General features: G+C 64.6%; 21 protein-coding genes. 7 read left to right on the top strand and 14 right to left on the bottom strand.

What is annotated here, in order from left to right; translation table 11 throughout:
* The coding region (locus PMI42_RS03380; RefSeq protein ID WP_008130604.1) for a LysR substrate-binding domain-containing protein at nt 1-859 on the top strand (859 nt) is incomplete at its 5' end.
* On the opposite strand, the gene PMI42_RS03385 is transcribed toward PMI42_RS03380, so the two are convergent.
* From PMI42_RS03385 to PMI42_RS03415, 7 genes are all read right to left on the bottom strand, one after another.
* Nucleotides 853-1,767 (bottom strand): lipase family protein, encoded by a 915-nt coding sequence (locus PMI42_RS03385; RefSeq protein ID WP_008130605.1) that lies wholly within the window; start codon nt 1,765-1,767, stop codon nt 853-855. The genes PMI42_RS03380 and PMI42_RS03385 overlap by 7 nt on opposite strands.
* Nucleotides 1,768-2,026: 259 nt before the next feature.
* On the bottom strand, nt 2,027-3,217 hold the full coding sequence (gene uxuA, locus PMI42_RS03390; RefSeq protein WP_008130607.1) for a mannonate dehydratase: 1,191 nt from the start codon (nt 3,215-3,217) through the stop codon (nt 2,027-2,029).
* A gap of 15 nt (nt 3,218-3,232) precedes the next feature.
* Nucleotides 3,233-4,282 (bottom strand): L-idonate 5-dehydrogenase, encoded by a 1,050-nt coding sequence (locus PMI42_RS03395; RefSeq protein ID WP_008130609.1) that lies wholly within the window; start codon nt 4,280-4,282, stop codon nt 3,233-3,235.
* Complete coding sequence (locus PMI42_RS03400; RefSeq protein WP_008130612.1) at nt 4,279-5,685, bottom strand: TRAP transporter large permease; 1,407 nt, start codon at nt 5,683-5,685, stop codon at nt 4,279-4,281. Before PMI42_RS03400 ends, PMI42_RS03395 begins: the two co-directional genes overlap by 4 nt.
* 4 nt (nt 5,686-5,689) lie before the next feature.
* Complete coding sequence (locus tag PMI42_RS03405; protein ID WP_008130613.1) at nt 5,690-6,268, bottom strand: TRAP transporter small permease; 579 nt, start codon at nt 6,266-6,268, stop codon at nt 5,690-5,692.
* A gap of 224 nt (nt 6,269-6,492) precedes the next feature.
* Entirely contained in the window at nt 6,493-7,452 is a 960-nt protein-coding gene (locus PMI42_RS03410) for a sialic acid TRAP transporter substrate-binding protein SiaP (RefSeq protein WP_035964399.1), read from the bottom strand.
* Between the two features lie 90 nt (nt 7,453-7,542).
* Nucleotides 7,543-8,355, bottom strand: coding sequence for a FadR/GntR family transcriptional regulator (locus PMI42_RS03415; protein WP_008130615.1), 813 nt, complete (start codon nt 8,353-8,355; stop codon nt 7,543-7,545).
* Nucleotides 8,356-8,499: 144 nt separating this feature from the next.
* On the opposite strand from PMI42_RS03415, the gene PMI42_RS03420 reads away from it, so the two are divergent.
* Complete coding sequence (locus PMI42_RS03420; protein WP_008130616.1) at nt 8,500-9,969, top strand: mannitol dehydrogenase family protein; 1,470 nt, start codon at nt 8,500-8,502, stop codon at nt 9,967-9,969.
* Nucleotides 9,970-10,076: 107 nt separating this feature from the next.
* Entirely contained in the window at nt 10,077-10,484 is a 408-nt protein-coding gene (locus PMI42_RS03425) for a nuclear transport factor 2 family protein (RefSeq protein WP_008130617.1), read from the top strand.
* Between the two features lie 24 nt (nt 10,485-10,508).
* Here the strand turns inward: PMI42_RS03425 and PMI42_RS03430 are convergent, their stop codons facing one another.
* Nucleotides 10,509-11,264: an HAD family hydrolase gene (locus PMI42_RS03430; RefSeq protein WP_008130618.1), complete on the bottom strand. Its 756-nt coding sequence runs from the start codon at nt 11,262-11,264 to the stop codon at nt 10,509-10,511.
* Between the two features lie 124 nt (nt 11,265-11,388).
* On the opposite strand from PMI42_RS03430, the gene PMI42_RS03435 reads away from it, so the two are divergent.
* Both PMI42_RS03435 and PMI42_RS03440 read left to right on the top strand, forming a co-directional pair.
* Complete coding sequence (locus PMI42_RS03435; RefSeq protein ID WP_008130619.1) at nt 11,389-12,237, top strand: SDR family oxidoreductase; 849 nt, start codon at nt 11,389-11,391, stop codon at nt 12,235-12,237.
* A 123-nt stretch (nt 12,238-12,360) separates the two neighbouring features.
* Entirely contained in the window at nt 12,361-13,629 is a 1,269-nt protein-coding gene (locus PMI42_RS03440; RefSeq protein WP_008130626.1) for a serine hydrolase domain-containing protein, read from the top strand.
* A 56-nt stretch (nt 13,630-13,685) separates the two neighbouring features.
* On the opposite strand, the gene PMI42_RS03445 is transcribed toward PMI42_RS03440, so the two are convergent.
* A complete protein-coding gene (locus tag PMI42_RS03445) occupies nt 13,686-14,573 on the bottom strand; it encodes a dienelactone hydrolase family protein (protein WP_008130627.1) in 888 nt (295 codons plus the stop codon).
* Between the two features lie 599 nt (nt 14,574-15,172).
* Here PMI42_RS03445 and PMI42_RS03450 point away from each other — a divergent pair.
* Entirely contained in the window at nt 15,173-15,751 is a 579-nt protein-coding gene (locus PMI42_RS03450) for a MarR family winged helix-turn-helix transcriptional regulator (RefSeq protein WP_008130628.1), read from the top strand.
* Between the two features lie 14 nt (nt 15,752-15,765).
* Here PMI42_RS03450 and PMI42_RS03455 read toward each other — a convergent pair whose 3' ends face one another.
* Nucleotides 15,766-16,698 (bottom strand): hypothetical protein, encoded by a 933-nt coding sequence (locus tag PMI42_RS03455; RefSeq protein ID WP_008130631.1) that lies wholly within the window; start codon nt 16,696-16,698, stop codon nt 15,766-15,768.
* A gap of 822 nt (nt 16,699-17,520) precedes the next feature.
* Between PMI42_RS03455 and PMI42_RS03460 the strand changes: the two genes are divergently transcribed.
* The gene (locus tag PMI42_RS03460; RefSeq protein WP_008130642.1) at nt 17,521-18,291 is read left to right on the top strand and encodes a response regulator transcription factor; all 771 of its coding nucleotides are present in this window, start codon (nt 17,521-17,523) and stop codon (nt 18,289-18,291) included.
* Nucleotides 18,292-18,498: 207 nt separating this feature from the next.
* Here PMI42_RS03460 and PMI42_RS03465 read toward each other — a convergent pair whose 3' ends face one another.
* Genes PMI42_RS03465 through PMI42_RS03480 form a run of 4 tightly spaced genes read right to left on the bottom strand, consistent with a single transcriptional unit; the run spans nt 18,499 to nt 20,401 of the window.
* Nucleotides 18,499-18,957, bottom strand: a complete 459-nt coding sequence (locus PMI42_RS03465) for a hypothetical protein (protein WP_008130643.1) — start codon at nt 18,955-18,957, stop codon at nt 18,499-18,501.
* Complete coding sequence (locus PMI42_RS03470) at nt 18,954-19,463, bottom strand: hypothetical protein (RefSeq protein WP_008130644.1); 510 nt, start codon at nt 19,461-19,463, stop codon at nt 18,954-18,956. The genes PMI42_RS03465 and PMI42_RS03470 overlap by 4 nt, the downstream gene beginning before the upstream one ends.
* 39 nt (nt 19,464-19,502) lie before the next feature.
* The gene (locus PMI42_RS03475) at nt 19,503-19,985 is read right to left on the bottom strand and encodes a rod-binding protein (RefSeq protein WP_008130645.1); all 483 of its coding nucleotides are present in this window, start codon (nt 19,983-19,985) and stop codon (nt 19,503-19,505) included.
* The gene (locus PMI42_RS03480) at nt 19,982-20,401 is read right to left on the bottom strand and encodes a hypothetical protein (protein ID WP_008130646.1); all 420 of its coding nucleotides are present in this window, start codon (nt 20,399-20,401) and stop codon (nt 19,982-19,984) included. Before PMI42_RS03480 ends, PMI42_RS03475 begins: the two co-directional genes overlap by 4 nt.
* Between the last annotated feature and the right edge of the window lie 3 nt (nt 20,402-20,404).

Below are 20,404 nucleotides of genomic sequence, written 5' to 3' on the forward strand. Positions count from 1 at the left end.
GGCGGCTGCCGCCGAACTGAACGTCACGCAGCCGGCCGTGAGCCGCATGCTCGGACAATTCGAGGAGCATCTCGGCGTCCGCCTGTTCGATCGCAAGGCGGGCCGCGCGGTGCTCACCGAGGAGGGTGAGCTGCTCTATCGCCGCGTGCTCGAAGGCTTTCGCAGCATCGAAAGCGGGCTCGTGGAGATCGAGCGGCGGCGCAAGGGCACCGAGACGGTGACGCTGTCGGTGTCCTCCGCCTTCACCACGCACTGGCTGATGCCGCGCATCGACAAGCTGCAGCGGCAATTTCCACAGGTCGACCTGCGCTTCCAGCTGATCTCCGGCGCGCTGCGCGGTCCGGTGGAGAATGTCGACCTCGGCATGCGCTTTCGCGATCGCGAGGAGCCGTCGTCCGGCGGCACGCTGGTGATGAAGGAAGTCATGCTGCCGATGTGCAGCCCCGGCTATCTCGGCGAGACCGACCCTGCCGAGGGCAACACCATCATCCGCCTCGCCGAGACGCCCGGCGACTGGGCCGCGGATTACGCATCGCTTCTCACCGGACGCCGGGGCGCAGCCAAGGCCCTGAGCTTCACCGACTATGCCGTCGTGGTGCAGGCGGCCCTGCTCGGACAGGGCATCGCACTCGGCTGGCTCACCGTCGCCTCGCACTGGTTATTGACCGGCGCGCTGGTGCCGGCCTCCGACACCCTCACCACCACGCGCCGCATCTGCGAGTTCCTGCCGCCGCGCAACCGCCCGATGCGCCCGATCGCCACCGAGATCCGCGACTGGATCATCGCGCAGATGCGAAGCGAGATCGCCGCGATCGACAAGCTCTACCCCGAACTTGGTGCCATGGCGGCGTGTTACTGAGCGGGTGTCAGCGCGGCGCAGTAACGATCGGGCAGGTGATCGCCGATTCCCGGCGGCAGCAGCACCGTCAGCCTGCCGACGACATCCGACCGCGTGTTCTCGGATACGCCGCTGAGCAGATTGCGGACCTGCTCGCCAATTCCAGCATTCGCCATTGGCTCATCCGAACCGACAGCTGCCGTGAGCTGGCCGGCGCTGAATTTGGCGCCGCGTGCACAGGCGAGATAACGGCCGACGTGATGAAAGCCGAGCCCGGGCGGAGGCACGGTCGGGACGATGTCGGTGCCGTGCACGAGACGATAGGTCGTCCTGCCGAACGTACCGTTGTAGAGGGCGACGAAATCGTCGCGGCCCACACGCGGACAGCCGTAAAGATAGATCTGCGCGTCGGCGAGCTGGAGCTGCTCCCGCGCGAAGTCCGCAGTTGCCACCGCGATCGCGGCGCCCAGGCTGTGCCCGGTGATGAAGATCGGTGATTTGCGCGCCAGCGCTGCCGTCAATGCGCTCTTCACCTCGTCCCACACGGCCGCCGCCGCATCGACGAACCCCTGGTGCACGGGCGCCTTCGGCCGGCCGAGCGTGAAATCGCTGACCCAGTTCAGGAGATGAAGCGGGTCGGTGCCGGCGAAGGCGACGATGGTCGCGTTGCCCTTGTTGGCAACAATCCCGCGCGTGTCGGTCAGCGGCAGCGTCGACTGCGCCGGCTGGCTCAGCAGCTTGACGCCGGACAGATCCCAGAACGGAGAGACCCGGGTGATCGTGTCCGGCACATGGGTCTCGTAGGCGAGTTGCGACATCCACATCATCGCGCGAGCGGTGTCGAGATCGAAGCCGGCCGACGTCTCGCTGAATTTTGCAAAGGCCAGCCGGTCATATTGATGGGGAGGAAGCTCGACCAGGATGCTCACATCAAGCTCCTAAATGGCTTATTGCTGCAATGCGTCGAACGAAAACGGAATGGCACCAGTCTCGCATATGGCTGGAGCTTTGACAATCTTTGCGTGTCCCGGAACGTATTCTGCCTTCCCGCTTAAGAGGATAAGGTTGAAACGAGGCACCTCTCCCTCCACGTCATTGCGAGCGTAGCGAAGCAATCCAGAGTCTTTCCGCGGAGGAATTCTGGATTGCTTCGCTACGCTCGCAATGACGTGGATAGAGCTTTTGTCTCTAACGATGCTCGATCGCGCGAATCGCGCCGCGGAGCTCGGCGAGGCCGCGGAGGCGGCCGATGGCCGTGTAGCCGGGATTGGTACGCTTGGTGGCGGCGAGATCGTCGAGCATGCGGTGGCCGTGATCGGGGCGGAATACGATCCTCTTGTCGGGCGAACGGCGCGCGTTCTCCTTCAGCAGCGCCTTCAGCACCGCAACCATGTCGACGTCGCCGTCGAGATGATCGGACTCGTGGAACGTCAGCCCGTCGGCCTCGCGCTTGGTCGCGCGCAGATGGGCAAAGGCGATCCGCGGGCCGAAACGTTCAGCCATCTCAGGCAGGTTGTTCTCCGCGCGCACGCCGAGCGATCCCGTGCACAGGCAGATGCCGTTGGCCTTCGACGGCACCGCGTCGAACAGCGCCTGGTAATCCTCGGCGCTGGAGGCAATGCGCGGCAGGCCGAACAGCGGCCGCGGCGGATCGTCCGGGTGCAGCGTCAGCGACACGCCGAGCTGCTCGGCGACCGGTGCGACCTGCCCCAAAAATTCGGCGAGATGCTGCCGCAGGATCTTTGGCGTGATGTCGCGATAGGTCTCCAACCGGTCGCGGAATTGCGGGATCGTCATCGGCTCGGTGGTCGATCCCGGCAGCGCGCTGGCGATGACCATGACGAGATAGTCGATATCTGCCTGGCTCATCTTCTCGAACAGCGCTTTGGCGCGCGCCTGCTGCTCGGGCGAATATTCCTGCACGGCCGCCGGGCGCTTGAGGATATGCAGCTCGAACGCGGCAAACCGGTCCTGGTCGAAGCGCATGGCGCGGGCACCGTTCGGCAGCTCCCATTCCAGATCGGTGCGGCACCAGTCGACCACCGGCATGAAATTGTAGCAGATGATCTTGATGCCGGCGGCGGCGACCGCCTCCAGGCTCGCGATCCACGCCTCGATCGACTTCGTCGCCTTGCCTCCGAGACGCTTGACGTCATCGGGGATCGGAATCGATTCCACCACCGACCAGGTCAGCTGCGAGCGGCCGGGCTGGCCGTTCTCGATGAAGTTCTTGCGCTCCTCGACCGCCTTGCGCGTCCAGGCTTCCCCGATCGGGACCTGATGCAGCGCCGAGACGATATCGCTCGCGCCGGCCTGCCTGACATCATCCAAGGACACGGGATCATCGGGCCCGTACCAGCGCCATCCCTCTAGCATCATGCGCGTACCCTCCGATCAATTCGCGGTCAGCACGACCTTGACGCTCTGCGAGCGGTCGAGCGCCAGCCGCAGCGCATCGGGCGCGGTCGACAACGGACGCTCGGCGGTGACCAGCGACAGCACGTCGACGCTGCCGGCCCCGATCAATTCCACCGCCGTCATGAATTCGAAGCCGAAGCGGAATGAACCGCGCAGGTCGATCTCCTTGGCCATCACCGCATTCGAGGGCGTCGGGATTTGACCGCCCGGCAGATTGCCGATCTGCACCACGACGCCACCGCGCCTGACGATGCCGATGGCGCTGGCAAGCCCCGCGGCGGTGCCAGAGACCTCGAACGCGACATCGTAAGGACGCGAAGCCGCCTGGGCTTTCAGTCCCTCTTCGCCGCCTACGACGTTCTCGACGTGAGAGGCGCCGAGCCGGGTCGCAAAGGCGAGCGGCGCCGATGCGATGTCGGCCACCGTGATGTCCGCCATGCCGGAACGGTGCGCCGCGAGCATGGTCAGCAGCCCGATCGGGCCGGCACCGAAGATGATGCCGCGCTTGCCCTCGATGTTGCCGGCGCGCGCGACCGCGTGCAGGCAGACCGCGAGCGGCTCGGCCAGTGCTGCGGCCTGATAGGACACATGGTCGGGGATCTTCACGCATTGCGCCGGGATCGCGTCAAAATAGTTGGCGAAGCCGCCCTGCATATGCGGGGTCTTCGAGGCCGAGCCCATGAAGTAGATGTTTTCACAGAGGTTCGGCCGGCCCTCGCGGCAGGCGACGCAATGGCCGCACCAGCGCGACGGATTGACGGCGACGCGATCGCCGACCTTCAGGTTTGCGGCGGAGCCGGAAATCTCCACAACCTCGCCCGAGATCTCATGGCCGAGCACCAGCGGCGACTTCACCACGAAGTCGCCGGTGCGGGCATGGCGGAAGTAGTGCATGTCCGAGCCGCAGATGCCGCCGGCGCCGAAGCGGATGCGCACCATGCCGTCGGCGAGCCTGTCGAGCGGATGCTCGACCATGCGCAGATCTTCGGGGCCGAACAGGGTTGCGGCGAAAGCGGTCGAGGTCATTTGGAGAGTCCCATGTATTTAGGCAGCCAGAGGGTCAGTTCGGGAATGTAGGTGATTGCGATCAGCGCGAGCATCAACGGCACCAGCCAGGGCAGGATCGCCACCGTCGTCCGCTCGACCGAGAGCTTTGCCACGCGGGCGAGCACGAACAGCACCATCCCGAGCGGCGGATGCAGCAGGCCGATCATCAGGTTCAGCGTCATGATCAAGCCGAAATGGATGGGATCGATGCCGAGCTTGAGCACGATGGGCAACAAGATCGGCACCAGGATGGTGATCGCCGCCGTGGTGTCGATGAAGCAGCCGACGAACAGGATCAGCACATTGGCGAGCGCCAGGAACACCCATTTGTTGTGGGTGATGCTGAGCATCCAGTCCGACAGCATTTGCGCCGCCTGCGACACCGTCAACAGCCAGGCGAAGATCGAGGCTGCGGTGACGATGAACAGCACCGAGGCCGTGGTCTCGATGGTGTCGAAGGTCGCCTTCGCCACCGTCTTCAAGGTCATGGTGCGGTAGCGCACGAGGCCGAGGAACAGCGACCAGATCACGGCGGCGACGGCAGCTTCGGTCGGCGTGAACCAGCCGAGCGTCATGCCGCCGATCAGGATCACCGGCGCCATCAGCGCCATGACAGCCGAGAAGTCGAAGTACCAGTCGATCAGGAGGAGCGTGCCGAGGCCGATCACGACCGCCATGTTGACCGAGAGGCCGGCCAGCACCATCAGCCAGATCGCCATCGGAAACGCGAGCACGATGGCGATCTCGAGGCCGGCCGAGCCGAGCTGCGGCCAGGAGAACGGCGTGTCGCTGCCCCATTTGTTCTTGTGCGCGAAATAGGTGACCGTGGCCATCATGAACAGGGTCAGGACAATGCCTGGAATGACGCCACCCAGGAACAGCGCGCCGATCGAGACGTTGGCCATCATGCCGTAGATCACGAAGGGCAGCGACGGCGGGATGATGGGCCCGAGCGTCGCCGAGGCCGCGGTGACGCCGACCGAGAACTCGGTCGAGTAGCCGTGGTCCTTCATCGCCTTGATCTCGATGGTGCCGAGACCGGCGGCGTCCGCGATCGCGGTGCCGGACATGCCGGAGAAGATCACCGAGCCGATGATGTTGACGTGGCCGAGGCCGCCGCGCATCCAGCCGACCAGCGCGACGGCGAATTTGTAGATGCGGCCGGTGACGCCGGCGATGTTCATGAGATTGCCGGCCAGGATGAAGAACGGCACGGCGAGCAGCGGAAAGCTCTCGACGCCCGCGATCATGCGCTGCGCCAGCGTGACATCGGGCGTCACGCCGCTGACCAGGATGTAGAGCAGCGACGACGCGGCCATGGCAATCGCCACGGGAACGCCGAGCAGCATCAGGACGAGAAAGCCTCCAAGCAACAGCAACATGGGATTACCCTTCATAACCGTCGTAGGCGCCGGGACGTTCGAGGATCGAGTAGCCCTGTCGCAAATGTTGGATGGCCACCTGCACCGAGCGCAGGAACATCAGCACGAAGCCGGCCAGCACGGCGTAGTAGACGTAGTCCTTGGGCAGATTGATCGTGGTCATCGATTCATCGCCGATGATCTGGATGTAGACCCAGACCAGCTTGATCGCGTAGCCGAAGAAGGCGATCCGGATCAGATCGATCGCCGTCGACAGCGCGCGCGCGACGAGGCGCGGCAGATAACGGTAGATCAAATCGACCTGGATGTGCCGCGACAGCCGCACGCACATCGAGGAGCCGATGAAGACCACGCCGATCAGGCAATAGGTCGCGATCTCCTCGGTCCAGGCATAGCTGTCGTTGAGCACGTAGCGGGTGAAGAACTGGAGGAAGACGGCGAGCGCCATCACCCAGAAGATCGCCAGCGCCACCCAGTCCTCGAAGGCGTAGACGCCCAGATCGACCTTCGGCGCCGCCTCCTCCTCGAAAGTATGGGCGATCTCGTCCGCGGTGATCTGCCGGTGTATTTCGGCGGTGGACATAGGGTTACCTCTCTCCAAATCGTCATTCCGGGGCGACGCATCAGCGTCGAACCCGGAACCTCGAAATAATTCTACTGCGTCAACCTGCTCCGCTCCTCATCCTGAGGAGCTTGCGAAGCAAGCGTCTCGAAGGATGGCCCCCGGGCGGCACCGGGGCCCTCCTGGTTCGAGACGAGCGTTCCGCGCTCCTCACCATGAGGGTCTTAGGGCGAAGCAAGCGTCAGTCACTTCACCGCCTGGATGCGTTCCCAGTCGGCCTTGCGATAGCCAAAGGTCTCGAACGGGACGTTCTTCAGCACGATCTCGCTGAACTCTTTCTTGTCGACCTCGGTCACCGTCAGGCCCTTCTCCTTGAAGAAGGCGACCAGCTTGGCCTCGTTCTGCTTGATCTCGTCGGTGGCCTTGGCGGCGGCTTCCTGGGCGACGTCGGTGAAGATCTTCTTGTCCTCGTCGCTGAGCTTCTTCCAGAGCGCACCCGCCACCACGGTGTTGAGGTGGTCGACGATGTGGCCGGTCAGCACGATGTGCTTCTGCACCTCGTAGAACTTCTTGGCCTCGATCGTGGTCAGCGGGTTCTCCTGCGCCTCGACGGTGCCGTTCTGGAGCGCCAGATAGACTTCGGCGAACGCGATCGGCGCGGTGTTGGCGCCGCAGGCGCGCGGCATCGCGAGGTACGCCGGAACGTCGGGCACGCGCATCTTCAGACCCTTGAGGTCGGCGCAGCTCTTGATCGGCTTGTTCGACGAGGTCTGGCGCACGCCATAGTAGGTCACCGCGACGATGTGGTGGCCGCTCTTGTCCTCATAGCCCTTGGCGAGTTCCTTGAAGATGTCGCTCTTGGTGTAGGCAAGGAGATGGTCGGCATCGCGGAAGGTGTAGGGATAGTAGGTCACGCCGATCGGCGCAAAGCTCTTGGCCGCGAAGCTCGAGCCGGAGATGATGATGTCGACCGAGCCGAGCGAGAGGCCCTGGTTGATATCGGCTTCCTTGCCGAGCTGCGAGGCCGGATAGACGTCGACCGTATAGCGCCCGTTGGTGCGCTTGCCGATCTCCTGCGCGGCCCAGACCGAGGCGGTGTGGAACGGCTCCGAGGTCTCGTAGACATGGGCCCATTTGAGCTTGGTCTGCGCCATGCCGGCCTGGGTGGTCGCAAACATTGCGGCGGCCGAGACCGCGAGCATCATCGTCATTTTTTTCAACACTGACTTATCCTCCACTGACTTAAGTCTGCTTCTTGTTCGCCCGCCCCCGGACCGGGTGCGGACCGCCCAATTTCATCGCCGCCGTGCACCGCCAGTTTTGGCTTGCGTCTTCGGCGCTCGTTTTGGTTTTGCCGTCTTCGCCGCAGGTCGCGCAGTCCGGCTCCGTGCCACGGACGATCCGGCCGCGTTCTCGGTGCCGAAGTTCTGCGCAAAGCGCTCCTGCGACCGCGCCAGATGTTTGCGCATGGCATCGCGCGCGGCTTCGGGCTCGTGCGCCGCGATCGCATCGCGCACGGCGCGGTGCTCGTCGAGCGCGGTGCGCCAGGTGCCCGGGCTTTCGAAATAATGCGCTAGCTGCGCGAAATAGGGATTGAGGCGCTGGTCGAACAGTTCGCCGACCACGCGCACCAGCACGGCATTGCCGAGGCTGCCGGCGATCGCGACATGGAAGGCGCGGTCGTGCACCATCGAGGCCTCGCCGGGATGCTCGACATTCTCCATCGCGACAAGAGAAGCGTCGATGCGGGCGACATCGTCCCTGGTCGCGACGCGTGCGGCCTGCTCGGCGATGGCGCCTTCGAGAAATTCGCGGGCGCGGAGCAGCTCGAACGGACCCTCGATGCCGGCGGCGGGCGGCGCGGGCGCGGCATCCGCGGGGTCGATCACGTAGATGCCGGAGCCAACACGGATGCGGACGCGGCCTTCGACCTCGAGCGCGATCAGGGCTTCGCGCACCGTCGGCCGCGAGATCCTGAGCTGCTCGGCGAGCTCGCGCTCGGTCGGCAAGCGGCTGCCGACCGCGTACTCGCCGCTGTCGATCAGGCTTCGCAATTGATCGGCGACCTGGCGATAGAGCCGTCTCGCCTCCACAGCTTCCAGCGGCACGCTGGTCCTCCCCGAAAGGGTCGCGCGGGGTCGTCCAGACCCGCGGCCCGCCAATTTTGGATAATTGGCCTTACCAATTGACCGGAGCATTGACCTGATACGGGCGCCATGTCAAGCAGCGGCCAATCACAGGGAGAGACGACCATGCGGCTTGGCAGCGCCAATCTCGACCGGCTGGCACCTCGCGTCCGCCGCCCGGCCTATGACCGTTCGCGCGTGACGTCCGGCATCGTGCATCTCGGCCTCGGGGCCTTTCATCGCGCACATCAGGCCGTCGTCATCGACGATTGCCTCGCCGCAGGCAGCTCGTCGTGGGGCATCATCGGCGCAAGCCTGCGCAGCCCGGATACGCGCGACGCCCTCGCCCCGCAGGATCATCTCTACACAGTCGCCGTACGATCAGCCGAAGGCACCGAGCACCGCATCATCGGCGCTTTGCTCGACAGCGTCGTCGCGCGCGAGAAGCCCATGGCGCTGGTCGAGCGGATGGCCGATCCCGCCATCCGCATTGTCTCGCTCACCGTCACGGAAAAAGGCTATTGCCACACGCCGCAGACCGGCGATCTCGACGAGCGGCATCCTGATGTCGTGCACGACCTCAACAATTTCGACGCGCCGCGCTCGGCGCCGGGCTTCATGGTGGCTGCGCTGGCGCGGCGGCGGGCCCAGGGGCTAGCGCCCTTCACGGTGCTGTGCTGCGACAACCTCGCCGCCAATGGCCACACCGTGCAGCGGATCGTGACGCAGTTCGCGGCGCTGCGCTCGAAGGACCTCGGCAAGTGGATCGCGGATCATGTCGCTTTCCCCTCGACCATGGTCGATCGCATCGTGCCGGAGACGACGGACGCCGACCGGGAAGCAGTCTCGAACGCGCTCGGGATGCGCGACGTCTGGCCGGTGATGACCGAGCCCTTCACGCAATGGGTGGTCGAGGACCGTTTTTCAGCGGGCCGGCCCGATCTTGGCGCCGCCGGCGTCGAGCTCGTCACCGACGTCAAGCCGTTCGAGCTGATGAAGCTGCGGCTGCTCAACGCCAGCCATTCGGCGCTGGCCTATCTCGGCTATCTCGCGGGCTACGAGACCATCGCCGACACCATGCGCGATCCGCATTTCGCGCGGCTGGCCGCGCGGGTGATGGAGGAGGCCGCGGTGACGTTGACGATGCCCGCTGGCACGGATCTCGCCGCCTATCGCGCCTCGCTGCTCGAGCGCTTTGCCAACCCGGCGCTGCATCACCGCACCTGGCAGATCGCGATGGACGGCTCGCAAAAGCTGCCGCAACGCCTGCTCGGCGCGATGCAGGATCGGCTGGCCAGGAACCTGCCGATCGCAACCCACGCGCTCGCGGTCGCCGGCTGGATGCGCTACGTCGCCGCAACAGACGAGCAGGGCCGCGCCATCGACGTGCGCGATCCGCTCGCCGCGGAATTCGCGGTGCTGGCGCGCGAGGCGGGTCCGGTGGCCGAACGGCTCGCGCCCGCGCTGCTCGGGGTCGAAAAAGTGTTCGGACCGCTGGGCACCGAACCCCGCCTGCGGCAAGCCGTGACCTCCGCGCTCAGCCGTCTTTATAAGGACGGTGCGCGGCGAGCGGTGGAGACGCTGGTCTCGGCATGATTACAAAGCAGGCAGCGCAGTGAATGCTGCACTGCGGTCAAAATCGAACGCAACATCGAACGGAAGTCGCGCTTGATTTTTGCCTGTCATTGCCCCACCCGAGAGGCATGGCAAAGGACAGCAAGGTCATCGCCGCGAATGCGGCCTTCTACGCCGCCTTTTCAAAGGGCGACTTCGACGGCATGGAGCAGATGTGGGCGGATGACGACGCCATTTCCTGCATCCATCCCGGCTGGCCGGCGATCATCGGCCGCGCCACCGTGATCGGAAGCTGGCGCGACATCCTGCAAAATCCTGAAAGGCCGCAGATCACCTGCGCCGAACCGCAGGCCATCGTCGACGGCGACAGCGCCCGCGTGCTCTGCATCGAGATCGTCGACGGCACCGCCTTGGCCGCGGCCAACCATTTTCGCCGCGTCGGCGACGGCTGGCGCCTGGTGCATCACCAGTCGAGCCCGATCGCCCAGATTGTCGAGCAGGCCGAGGACGATAGAGCGAGCCACCGCGTGCACTGACGATGACCCTCACGCCGGCGTGATCTACTGTGCATGGGGTTGTTTTCCAGTTTTTTGTCTTGAGCCTCCGAGTTCCGACAGGTCGTCCAGCACGACCTGCGCCCCGGCGAAGTCGTCATCCCGGAAAAACATGCTGCGCGTGATGATGACGGGAATGTTCGCCCGGGCGGCAGAGATCAGCCCATTGCCGGAATCCTCGATCGCGACGCACTCCGAAGGCTTCAGTTTCAGCCGCGCCAGCACGTCGAGATAGACATCCGGCGCCGGCTTCTTGTGCGGCACATCGTCACCGGCGACGACCGCATCGAAATCCGCCGCCCAGCGCGCTCCCAGCGCCTGCGACAGCAGCGCATCGATGTTGCCGTGCGAGGTCGTGGTCGCAATCGCAAGCCGCTGGCCGCGCGCCCTGGCGCCCGCCAACAGCTCCGCCACGCCAGGCCTCAGGGCACAGCAGCCGGTTTCGATCTGCTCCGCATAATGCGCCGTCTTGACGCGGTGAAGCTCCGCAATGTCCGCGTCCGACAAGGGCGGCGCGATCCACTGCCTGGTGTGGTAGGCGCGGATGCGCTCCTTGCCGCCGGTCACCCGCAGCAGGTCCTTGTAGGCGGCGCGGTCCCAATGCCAGTCGAGACCGTGGCGCGCAAACGCGTGGTTGAAGGCCCGCCGATGCAGCTCCTCGGTCTCGGCCAGCGTGCCGTCGACATCAAAGATCAGCGCAGCCGCGCGCCGGATCAGCTCTGCCGCGCCGGATGGCACTATGGTGGCCGCTTCTGCCTGCATGACCGACCATCACCCGGGACAGCAGCCGAGTAAAATCGCAATATCTTTTGCCGGACCCAAAAATCTCTTATGAGCAGGGGCGCGCAGCTGGCGCGACGGGAACTCCGACCTGCACGGGAGACGCATGCGGCTCTTCATCCTCGGCCTCGGCTACAGCGCCCGGCACTTCGTCCGCAAATTCGGTGGCAGCTTCTCGCACATCGCCGGCACCGTGCGCGATCCCGGAACGCGGGACGACCTCGCCGGCATCGAGGTTCACGCCTTTTCCGGCAATCCTCCCGCGCGCGAGACGATCGAGCTGGTCCGCGACGCCGATGTCCTTGTGGTATCGATCCCGCCCGGCAGCGCAGGCGATCCCGCCCTCGCGGCCTTCGGCGACGTGCTGGCGGCGGGCCAGCGCAAGGTCGTCTATCTCTCGACCATCGGCGTTTATGGCGACCATGGCGGCGCATGGGTCGACGAGAGCACGCCACCGCTCGCCACCTTCGACCGCACCCGACAACGGCTCGCGGCGGAGCAGGCCTGGACGGAAACCGCATATGGTCGCGTCGCGATCCTTCGGCTTGCCGGCATCTACGGTTCCGGCCGCAATGCGCTGGTGACGCTGCGATCTGGCACGGCCCGGCGCATCATCAAGCCCGGACAGGTCTTCAACCGCATCCATGCCGACGACATCGCCAGCGCGATCATGGCCGCGGTTCGTCACGAGGCCAGCGGCATCTTTAACGTCTGCGACGACGAGCCCGCGCCGCCGCAGGACGTGATCGCCTATGCCGCAGAGCTGATGGGCGTCGCACCGCCGCCGGAAGAGCCGTTCGCGACCGCCGAGATGTCGGCGATGGCGCGCAGCTTCTATGCCAGCAGCGCCCGCGTCTCCAATGCGAAATTGAAACGCGAGCTCGGCGTCACGCTGGCGTATCCGACCTACCGCGCAGCCCTTGACGCGCTCTGGCGCGACGGCGAAGGACGCTAGGGTTCCGGCGTCCCGCGCGCGTCCCAGACATGCCCTGCCCGCGCTTGACTTCGTTCCGTCGCGGTCGTGATCTAGGCGGGAGCGAGCCATCCGCATAACGAGCTCGCGTCCTGGGAGGATTCAATGAACAAGACGATCGCCATGATCGCGGCGGCGGCTGCCGTCATCACATTCAATGCGGCTAGCGCTGCACCGCTGCCCGAAGCCAATCCTGACGACGCCGGCTTCTCGAAGCAGGGCCTTGCCCGGCTCGACAGCTTCTTCGCGCGCGAGATCGCCGCCAAGCGCGTGCCCGGCGCAGTCGTCGCGGTGGCGCGTGACGGCAAGCTCGTGCACTACAAGGCCTATGGCATGCTCGATCCGGACAAGGGCACGCCGATGCCGGTCGATGCGATCTTTGCGCTGGCCTCGATGACCAAGCCGATGGCGGCAGTGGCGGGCCTGACGCTGATGGAGAAGGGCCAGTTGCCGCTCCAGGCCAAGCTGTCCGACTATTATCCGGGCTTTGCCGACATGAAAGTCGGCGTGACCGGGACCGACGGTTCATTGAAGCTCGAGGCGCAGACCTCCCCGATCTTCATTCACGATCTCTACCGGCATACGTCCGGATTAATGTATGGCGGCCGCCCGGACTCATCGAGCCCGGTGGCGCGGCTCTATCCTGACGGCGTCGCACCGGCGATCGAGGGCGACACCCAGGCCTTCATCGACCGCATGACAAAACTGCCGCTGGCGCATCAGCCCTCGACCGAGTTCGAATACGGCTTTTCGATCGACGTGCTCGGCGCGGTCGTCGAGAAGGTGAGCGAGCAGAAGCTCGGCGACTATCTCGCCGCCAATGTCTGGCAGCCGCTCGGCATGAAGGACGCGACCTTCCACCCCTCAGACGCGCAGCGTCCCCGCCTCGCCCGCCCGTTTGCCAACGATCCCCTCACCGGCAAGCCGCAGGCCATCAAGCTGCTGGACACCCCGACCCAGTTCGACTGCGGCGGCGCCTGCTCGTTCGCGACGATGGGCGACTACGTCCGCTTCGGGCAGATGCTGCTCAACGGCGGCGAGCTCGACGGCCAGCGCATTCTTTCGCCAAGGACCGTGCACCACATGACGACCAATCACCTCGGTCCCGAGATCAAGAACAACGTGGCGAACATCGAGCCGCATCGCGCCGGCTTCGGCTTTGGCCTCGCGGTCGCGGTCCGCACTGGCGAGGGGCTGTCGTCGGTTCCCGGCAATCCCGGCGAGTTCACCTGGAACGGCGCTTACGGGACGCAGTTCTTCTGCGACCCGAAGGAACGACTCGTCGTGGTGGTGGGAACGGCCGCGCCGGGCGAGCTGCGCAAATACTATCGCGAGCAGGTCCAGGACATCGTCTATGGCGCGATGACGAAGTAAGACCCGTACGCTGAAATACAAAGGGCGGCCGCTCGGCCGCCCTTTGATATCCGGCGTCAGCTCAAGACGCCGTGCTTCTTGAACCAGGCCTCAGCCTGCTTCCAGGCATCCTCCGCCGCATCCTTGCGGTAGCTGCCGCGGTAGTCGGCATGGAAACCGTGCGGCGCGTCCGGATAGATCTTGAATTCGGCCGTCTTCTTGTTCTCCGCCAGCGCCGCCTTCATCTGCTCGACCTGGGCGACCGGAATGCCGGTGTCGGCGCCGCCATAGAGGCCGAGCACCGGCGCCTTCATCTCGGGCGCGAGCTGCATCGGGCTCTTCGGCCACAGCGGATTGGCAGGATCGACCACCGTGCCGTAGAAGGCGACGCCGGCTTTGAGCGTGCCGCTATGGGCGGCATATTCCCAGACGGTGCGTCCGCCGCGGCAGAAGCCGATGATGCCGAGCTTGCCGGTGTCGCCGCCCTGCGCGCCCGCCCAGGCCACCACCGCGTCGAGGTCGGACAGCAGTTCGGCGTCAGGCTTGGAATTGACGATCGGCAGCAGGTCCTTGATCTCGGTAATCTTGGTCAGATCGGTGCCCTTGCGGAAATAATAGTCGGGCGCGATCGCGAATGCGCCGAGCTTGGCGAGGCGCCGTGTCACGTCCTTGATGTATTCGTGCAGGCCGAAGATCTCCATCGCAACGATAATCACCGGCGCCTTGGTGTTGCCGGCGGGGCGGGCGAAATAGGCGGGCATCTCCTCCGAGCCGACCTTGATCTTGGCGTCGCCGGCCTGAAGGCCGCTGGTGTCCGTCGTGATGATTTCGGCGCGGACCGGACCTGCCGCAAGCGTGTAGCCGGCGGCGACGGCCGCGGTGGCGCTCATGAATCCGCGGCGCGAGACCGGCGCGACTTTTGTCAGCCCGACGACGTCGGATGTCATGGTGGTTTCGAAGCTCATCGGCCTATCCCTTCCAAGTGCCTATGCTGGTGCCCCCACGGGCGACGCATTCGCCAATAATTGCCCCGGAAACGCAAGTCACCAGCCTGCGAGGACGCTGCTGCCGGCCTCATCCCTTTGTTGCGCAGACGCCGGCTTCCGATCGTGTGCGGGATTTAACCGCGTGGCTGCGCTGCGACGCAACATCCGTTAACTGAAAATTGCGGTTCTCCCGCCGCATGCCGGAGGGTCGGAAGTTGCAGGCACTCCACGCCTTCGCGCAATTCGAAATGCTCCGCCGCAACAAATGGCCTCCACGGTGGCCGCAAGAGCATATCATGTTGCTTCGGGGTCTCACGCTATCGGAATCCTGCAGGCGATCCGCCGTCATTTGACTGAAATTTTCGGAAGAGTTGAGCCGTGTGATTTACTCGAACTTTCTTTGTGACGCCCTAGTTGCACGGCCGGAAGTTCCATCTTTGGAAACGAAGAGACATCTTCCAGGCGCGCTCTGCCGTCCGGCCACGGGACGAAGGAGCGCCCGAGAGCATCATTGTCGTCCACCAGATTGCGCTGCCCAAGGCTCAATTGAGTAAAGCTTTATCCGACCTGGAATTGAAATGAATTTGGCTCGCGAATCGATTGAACTGTTGGAGCAGGTTGCGCGGATCCTGTGGTTCGAAGGCTCCAAGCACGGCTTGCGCGACCGCGAGTGGATGGCGCTGCGATTTCTCTCCCGCGCCAACCGGTTCTCCCGTACACCCTCGGCGCTCGCGAGCTATGTCGGCACCACGCGCGGCACCGCCTCGTTCATCATCGGCGAGCTCGAGCGGCTCGGCTATATCGAGCGCAAGCGCTCGGTCAAGGACAAGCGGTCGGTGATGCTGAGCATCACACAACAGGGCAAGAAGTTCCTGGCCCGCGATCCCGTCAACGTCCTCGTCGAGGCGATCGCGGTGCTCGACGACGAGGCCAAGATCCGCTTCCGCGACGCGCTTCGCCACGTGCTGGATCAGTCGGACGCGGCCGAGCAGCGGCATCATACCGACGTCTGCAAGCGATGCATCTTCCTCCGGGAGGATCGCACCAATGCGGACGGCAAGACGACGGTCGAGTTCAGCTGCCGCCTGTTTCGCGCGCCGATCGCGGAGCCGGAAGTCGACCTGCTATGCACCAGCTTCGAGCATCACCGCCAATAAAAGGCGGCCTTCGATCACGGTGTCGTCGGCTTGCGTGACGAATAGATGACACCGCCGCTGGACTCCACCACCAGACGCCCGTTCTCGTTCCTGATCTCCTCGATGCGGCCGAGCCCGGGCACCTGTTGCCCCAGCACCGCCTCGATGACGCCGTTCGGGCCTTGCAGGATCGCGATCCCCTCATAAGCCTGGCGGACGGACCAGCCTTTGACCACTTTTCGCGGCGCTGACGGAACCACCGAGCCGGTGATCTCGGGCGGCGCGAGCGAAGCCATCATCGGAGCCGCCTGTGACGGTTGCGATTGCACCACTGCCGGCGCCGGCGCCTGGGTCTGCGCCAGGGCGAGCTTGTCGAGCTTCGCGGTCGAGGACGAGCTGACCCGCTCGATGCGATCGAGGTTCTCGGCAAAGCGGCCGAAGCGGTCGTTGGTCGCCTTGCTCGATTGATCGACCGCGGTGCGCAGGCCGTCGAGATTTTCGGACACGCCCGACACCTGCTTGCGCAGCTGTGCGACGGTCTCGCGCAGATTCCTGATCTCCGTATTGGCGGCGACGTTGTTCTGGGCCGGCTGCGTGGTGAGATAGGCGATCACGCCGGTGCAGGCGCACACCACCAGCACCGCGGCAACCGCCAGCGTCGCCAGCGGCGCGACCCAGGTGGGCCGGGGCGGCGGCGGCTTGGCTACGATCACGGCCGGCTTGATCACGACCGGCGCAGGCTTGGGTATCGCCATCTTGTCGAGGCGCGCCTTGGCGCGAATGCGCTTCAGCCCTTCGAGTGCCTCCTTCGCCAGCGTCTCGTCGCTCACCGCCGCCGATACACGCTTTGCACTTGCTGCGGGCTTGGCCGCTTGCGTCGTGCTTGTATTGCGCGCGTCCGGAGCCGGCTTCGCCGCCGCGGAAACATCAGCGGTCGCGCTGGGACGAGCTTGTCCATCGGACAACATGTGAAAATGCTCCGTTCGGTTCGATCTGTCGAACGGTGACGTTATTTGCCGAAGCTTGCCTGAAACGTGCGCATCGAAAACTTTTCGTCACGCGCAATGCGACGTCACATGAGTCGAACGCGTCACGCACGTGGCGAGAGTGCGACTCGAAAGACACACACTCGCCAAGATTTCGCCAAGCTGGAGTCGTGTTCCCGTACATGAGTCGAATTGTCGCATGTGGACATCCAGTGGAAAGAGTCAATCCGGGGTTGAAAACCCCTCCCTGTGCATGACTCGCAATACCACCCAAAATAGCTGTGATTATACGGGGATGCGGAACTATAGAACCGTCACGGTGCAAAACTAGTTCGAAATCCAAATCAACTGATGCGATTGAATATACAAAGAAACAACTCGAAACAAACCAACAGCATCAAACACACATAGCAATCGCTTTGTTGCGCGCGCTTGATCGGAAATCGGCAATTGTTACGGTCCTACTCAAGTGATTCTCGCCAGTTGGCGAGGAGATCGACAAAGTTCGGTAGCGTTCGGACGCGATAAGCAACTTGGCGCAACTGTTCTAGGTCGCTGTCTCAATCCGCCCCGCGAGGTGATCCGTAAGACACCCGCCGGGCCTCACGCAGTAAGCGTTCAGTATCGAGTCGAAGTAGCAGGCCCGCGGAAATCGCAGGCACTGAATGCGTAGGGCTGCCCGCGAATATCGAAACCATAACAACGGTTCGCGGGAAGGAATGTCGTCAAACAGCATCGTTGCCGAGCCGGGCATCACAACAAGCCAACCGGCCGCAACAAGTGCGAAACAGGGGCGAAAGACTGATGTATATTATCGTTGATGATCGCGAGAGCGTCGCGAACAGCTACGTCGGAGGGCTGGTTCGCGAAGGCGTATCGTCGATCGGATTCTCCTCCGGAGAATTCTGGGACTGGCTGCAATCTGCAAGTGAATCGGACCTGGCCGCGGTCGACGCCTTCCTCCTCGGGGATTGCGACGCACGCGGAAGCCTGCCTCGGGCGATGCGCAAGCGCTCTTCGGCGCCGATCATCGCCATGAGCGGCCAGAAGATGCTCAAAAACACGCTTGAGCTGTTCGAATCGGGCGTCGACGACGTCGTGCACGTGCCGATTCACCTGCGAGAAATCCTTGCCCGAACGGCCGCAATCGCGCGCCGCCGGGTGGGCGAGCTGCCGAGGCCCTGCGAGACCAGGATCCAGGTCTTCTTCAACGGGCGCGACCCCGAGATCGCGGGCCACGCCCTCACCCTGCCCCGCCGCGAACTGCGCATCCTCGAATATATGGTCAGCAATCACGGCAAGTGGATCACCAAGACGCAGATCTTCAACGCGGTCTACGGCATCTTCGAGTCCACCTTCGACGAGAGCGTGATCGAGAGCCACGTCAGCAAGCTGCGCAAGAAACTCCGCGACCGCCTCGGCTTCGACGCGATCGTGGCCCGGCGCTACGTCGGGTACCGTCTCAACATCCCGGCCGGCGAGACCATCGACGAGACGATGCAGGAGCTCGATGAGGTCGGCATCCTCCTCAACAGGGCACATGCCGCCCCGGCAGCCTATCCCGCCGGAAACTGACGCGGCGGAGCACCGCCAGGAAACGACAACGGCCTCTGCGAAGTCCTTCGCAGAGGCCGTTGCACTTTCAGGGGAGGGATGGCGGAACGACCGGTCTCGCAGCGCCGGCGCGGCCGCAGCAGGACGCAGAGCGATGGGGATCGCGCCTCAGGCTTTCATTCGGGCATGATCATTCCGGAACACCGTGTCGCGCTTGACCGGCGGTGCCTACGGCTTCGACTGGAATTCTTCCTTCGAGACGTAGTTGAAGTCCTCGACCAGGACGTCCTGGACAACGTCGGCCTGCATCCGCTCGTTGACGCGCTGCTTGATAGCGGTCGTGAGGATGGAGAGGTCGTAACGGGCGAGCTTCCTGAAATCGAGGCGGTCGTCGGCATAGATCCTGCGGAACGCCTCGTCGACGACGAAGGGCTCCGGCGGGACGTTGAGCTGGTGCATGACCTTGGCTTCCACGGTGTAGACGAAGCGGGCGACGATGTAGCCCTGCACGCTGCCGTTCTCGACCATGGGCACGCTCAGCGCCCGCGTCTTCTGGTATTGCAGCCCCTCGAGATATGCGTCCTTGGCCGGCAGCAGGCTGCCGTTTTCCTTCCAATAGGCCACGGCGTAGCTCGTGCCTGCCGTGAGGATGCAGACCCAAAGGCCGGCCAGCACGACTCTGATCATTTTCCGCCCTGCGTTGTACGTCCGGTATAGGTGCCGTCCGACTCGGCATCCTTGATCGCCCTGACGATGATGGCCGCGACCTCGCGCACCGCGTCGTAATGCATCTCGAGCAGGGAGCGATTGCGCTCGAGCTTCTCGCGCAAGCGCTGGATCTCCTCGGTGACCTCGACCTCGGCGCCGAGATGCATCCGGGCCCGCATCAGGCGGACGAATTCCAGCATGCTGCGGCTCTTCCGGGCGCTGAAATCGTCGAAATCGATCTTCTTGCCCGTCGCAAGCGCCGCCGTCTCCTCCTCGACGATGTTCTCGAGCCGGCGGATTGCCGCCAGCAGGCCGCGCACCTCGTCCGATTTCACCGCCTCGGTGCCGTCGATCACCGCGCCGCCGGGATTCGGCAGCAGCACGGGCAACAGCGCATCGCTCGATGCCGCCTCGATCGGCGTCGCCTCAATGTCCACGACCGGCTGCTCCATCACCAGGGCCGCCGCGCCATCTTGTGCCTGCATAGGAAATTCACCCCTCAACTTCTGTCACCCATTCCCGGATCATGATCCGGCCTTGCCCGTCGCGTCCGGCCCCGTCGGATGCGCGGCAGCGAGCTGCTTGGCAATGCCAATGCCCTTGCCCTTTGCCAGCTGGGCACCAAGCTGCTCCGCCAGCATCGACTTCCAGATACCGCCGGCCGTGCCCTTGCCGAAGACCTCTTCCGACTCCTTCGGCAACATCGTCTCGACGAAGGTCTGGAGAATGAAAGCTTCGAACTTCCGGTAGACTTCGCCGGACGCCGGCGCCTTGATCACCTGCACCGGTGCGCCGTTCACGGCAGTCGACTGCGTCTCCGCGACCTTCGGCGCGGATTGATCGGCGGTCGCCGCCTTGGCTTTTCCGACCTCCGCGTCCATCGACGCCGCGAAATCGGCGCCCGTTGATTTCAGCGCATCGAGCTTCGCGGTCGCCGCGCGCTGCGCAACGGGGTCGGCGGCCTCGAGAACGTCGAGAACGAGGTCGGGAGTCGCTGTCACGATCATGTCTTGTTCCGGCTGGCTGGCCGTGGCGTCCACGCGCGCACGGTAAGGCTTGTTCCCGTCATGTCCTCGAGCGAGCGCTTTTCGGCGTCGCGAAGCTTGTCCGCGAGCGCCGCCTTGGCGACTTCCTCGAGCTGTTTCACCCGGCGGGTCTCCGAGCGAACCTGGTCGAGCTGCCGCGACGCCTGCTCCTTCACGGCGCGCGCGCCGACGCTCGTCCTGTTGAGGCGCCGCGCGATCGATTCGCTCGACGAACCCGCCGGGGGCTTGCCCTCGTTCAGGGTGCCGACCAGCCATTCCTGCTCGACCTGCAAGCTTTGCTCCTGCTGCCGCAGATGCGCGAGGCGCCATTCGGCCAGCCGGAGCTGGAGCTTCACCAGCGAGACCATCCGACCGAGCTTGTCCGCGCGCGACTTCATGAC

This window comes from Bradyrhizobium sp. YR681 (assembly GCF_000282615.1).
GTDB lineage: Bacteria > Pseudomonadota > Alphaproteobacteria > Rhizobiales > Xanthobacteraceae > Bradyrhizobium.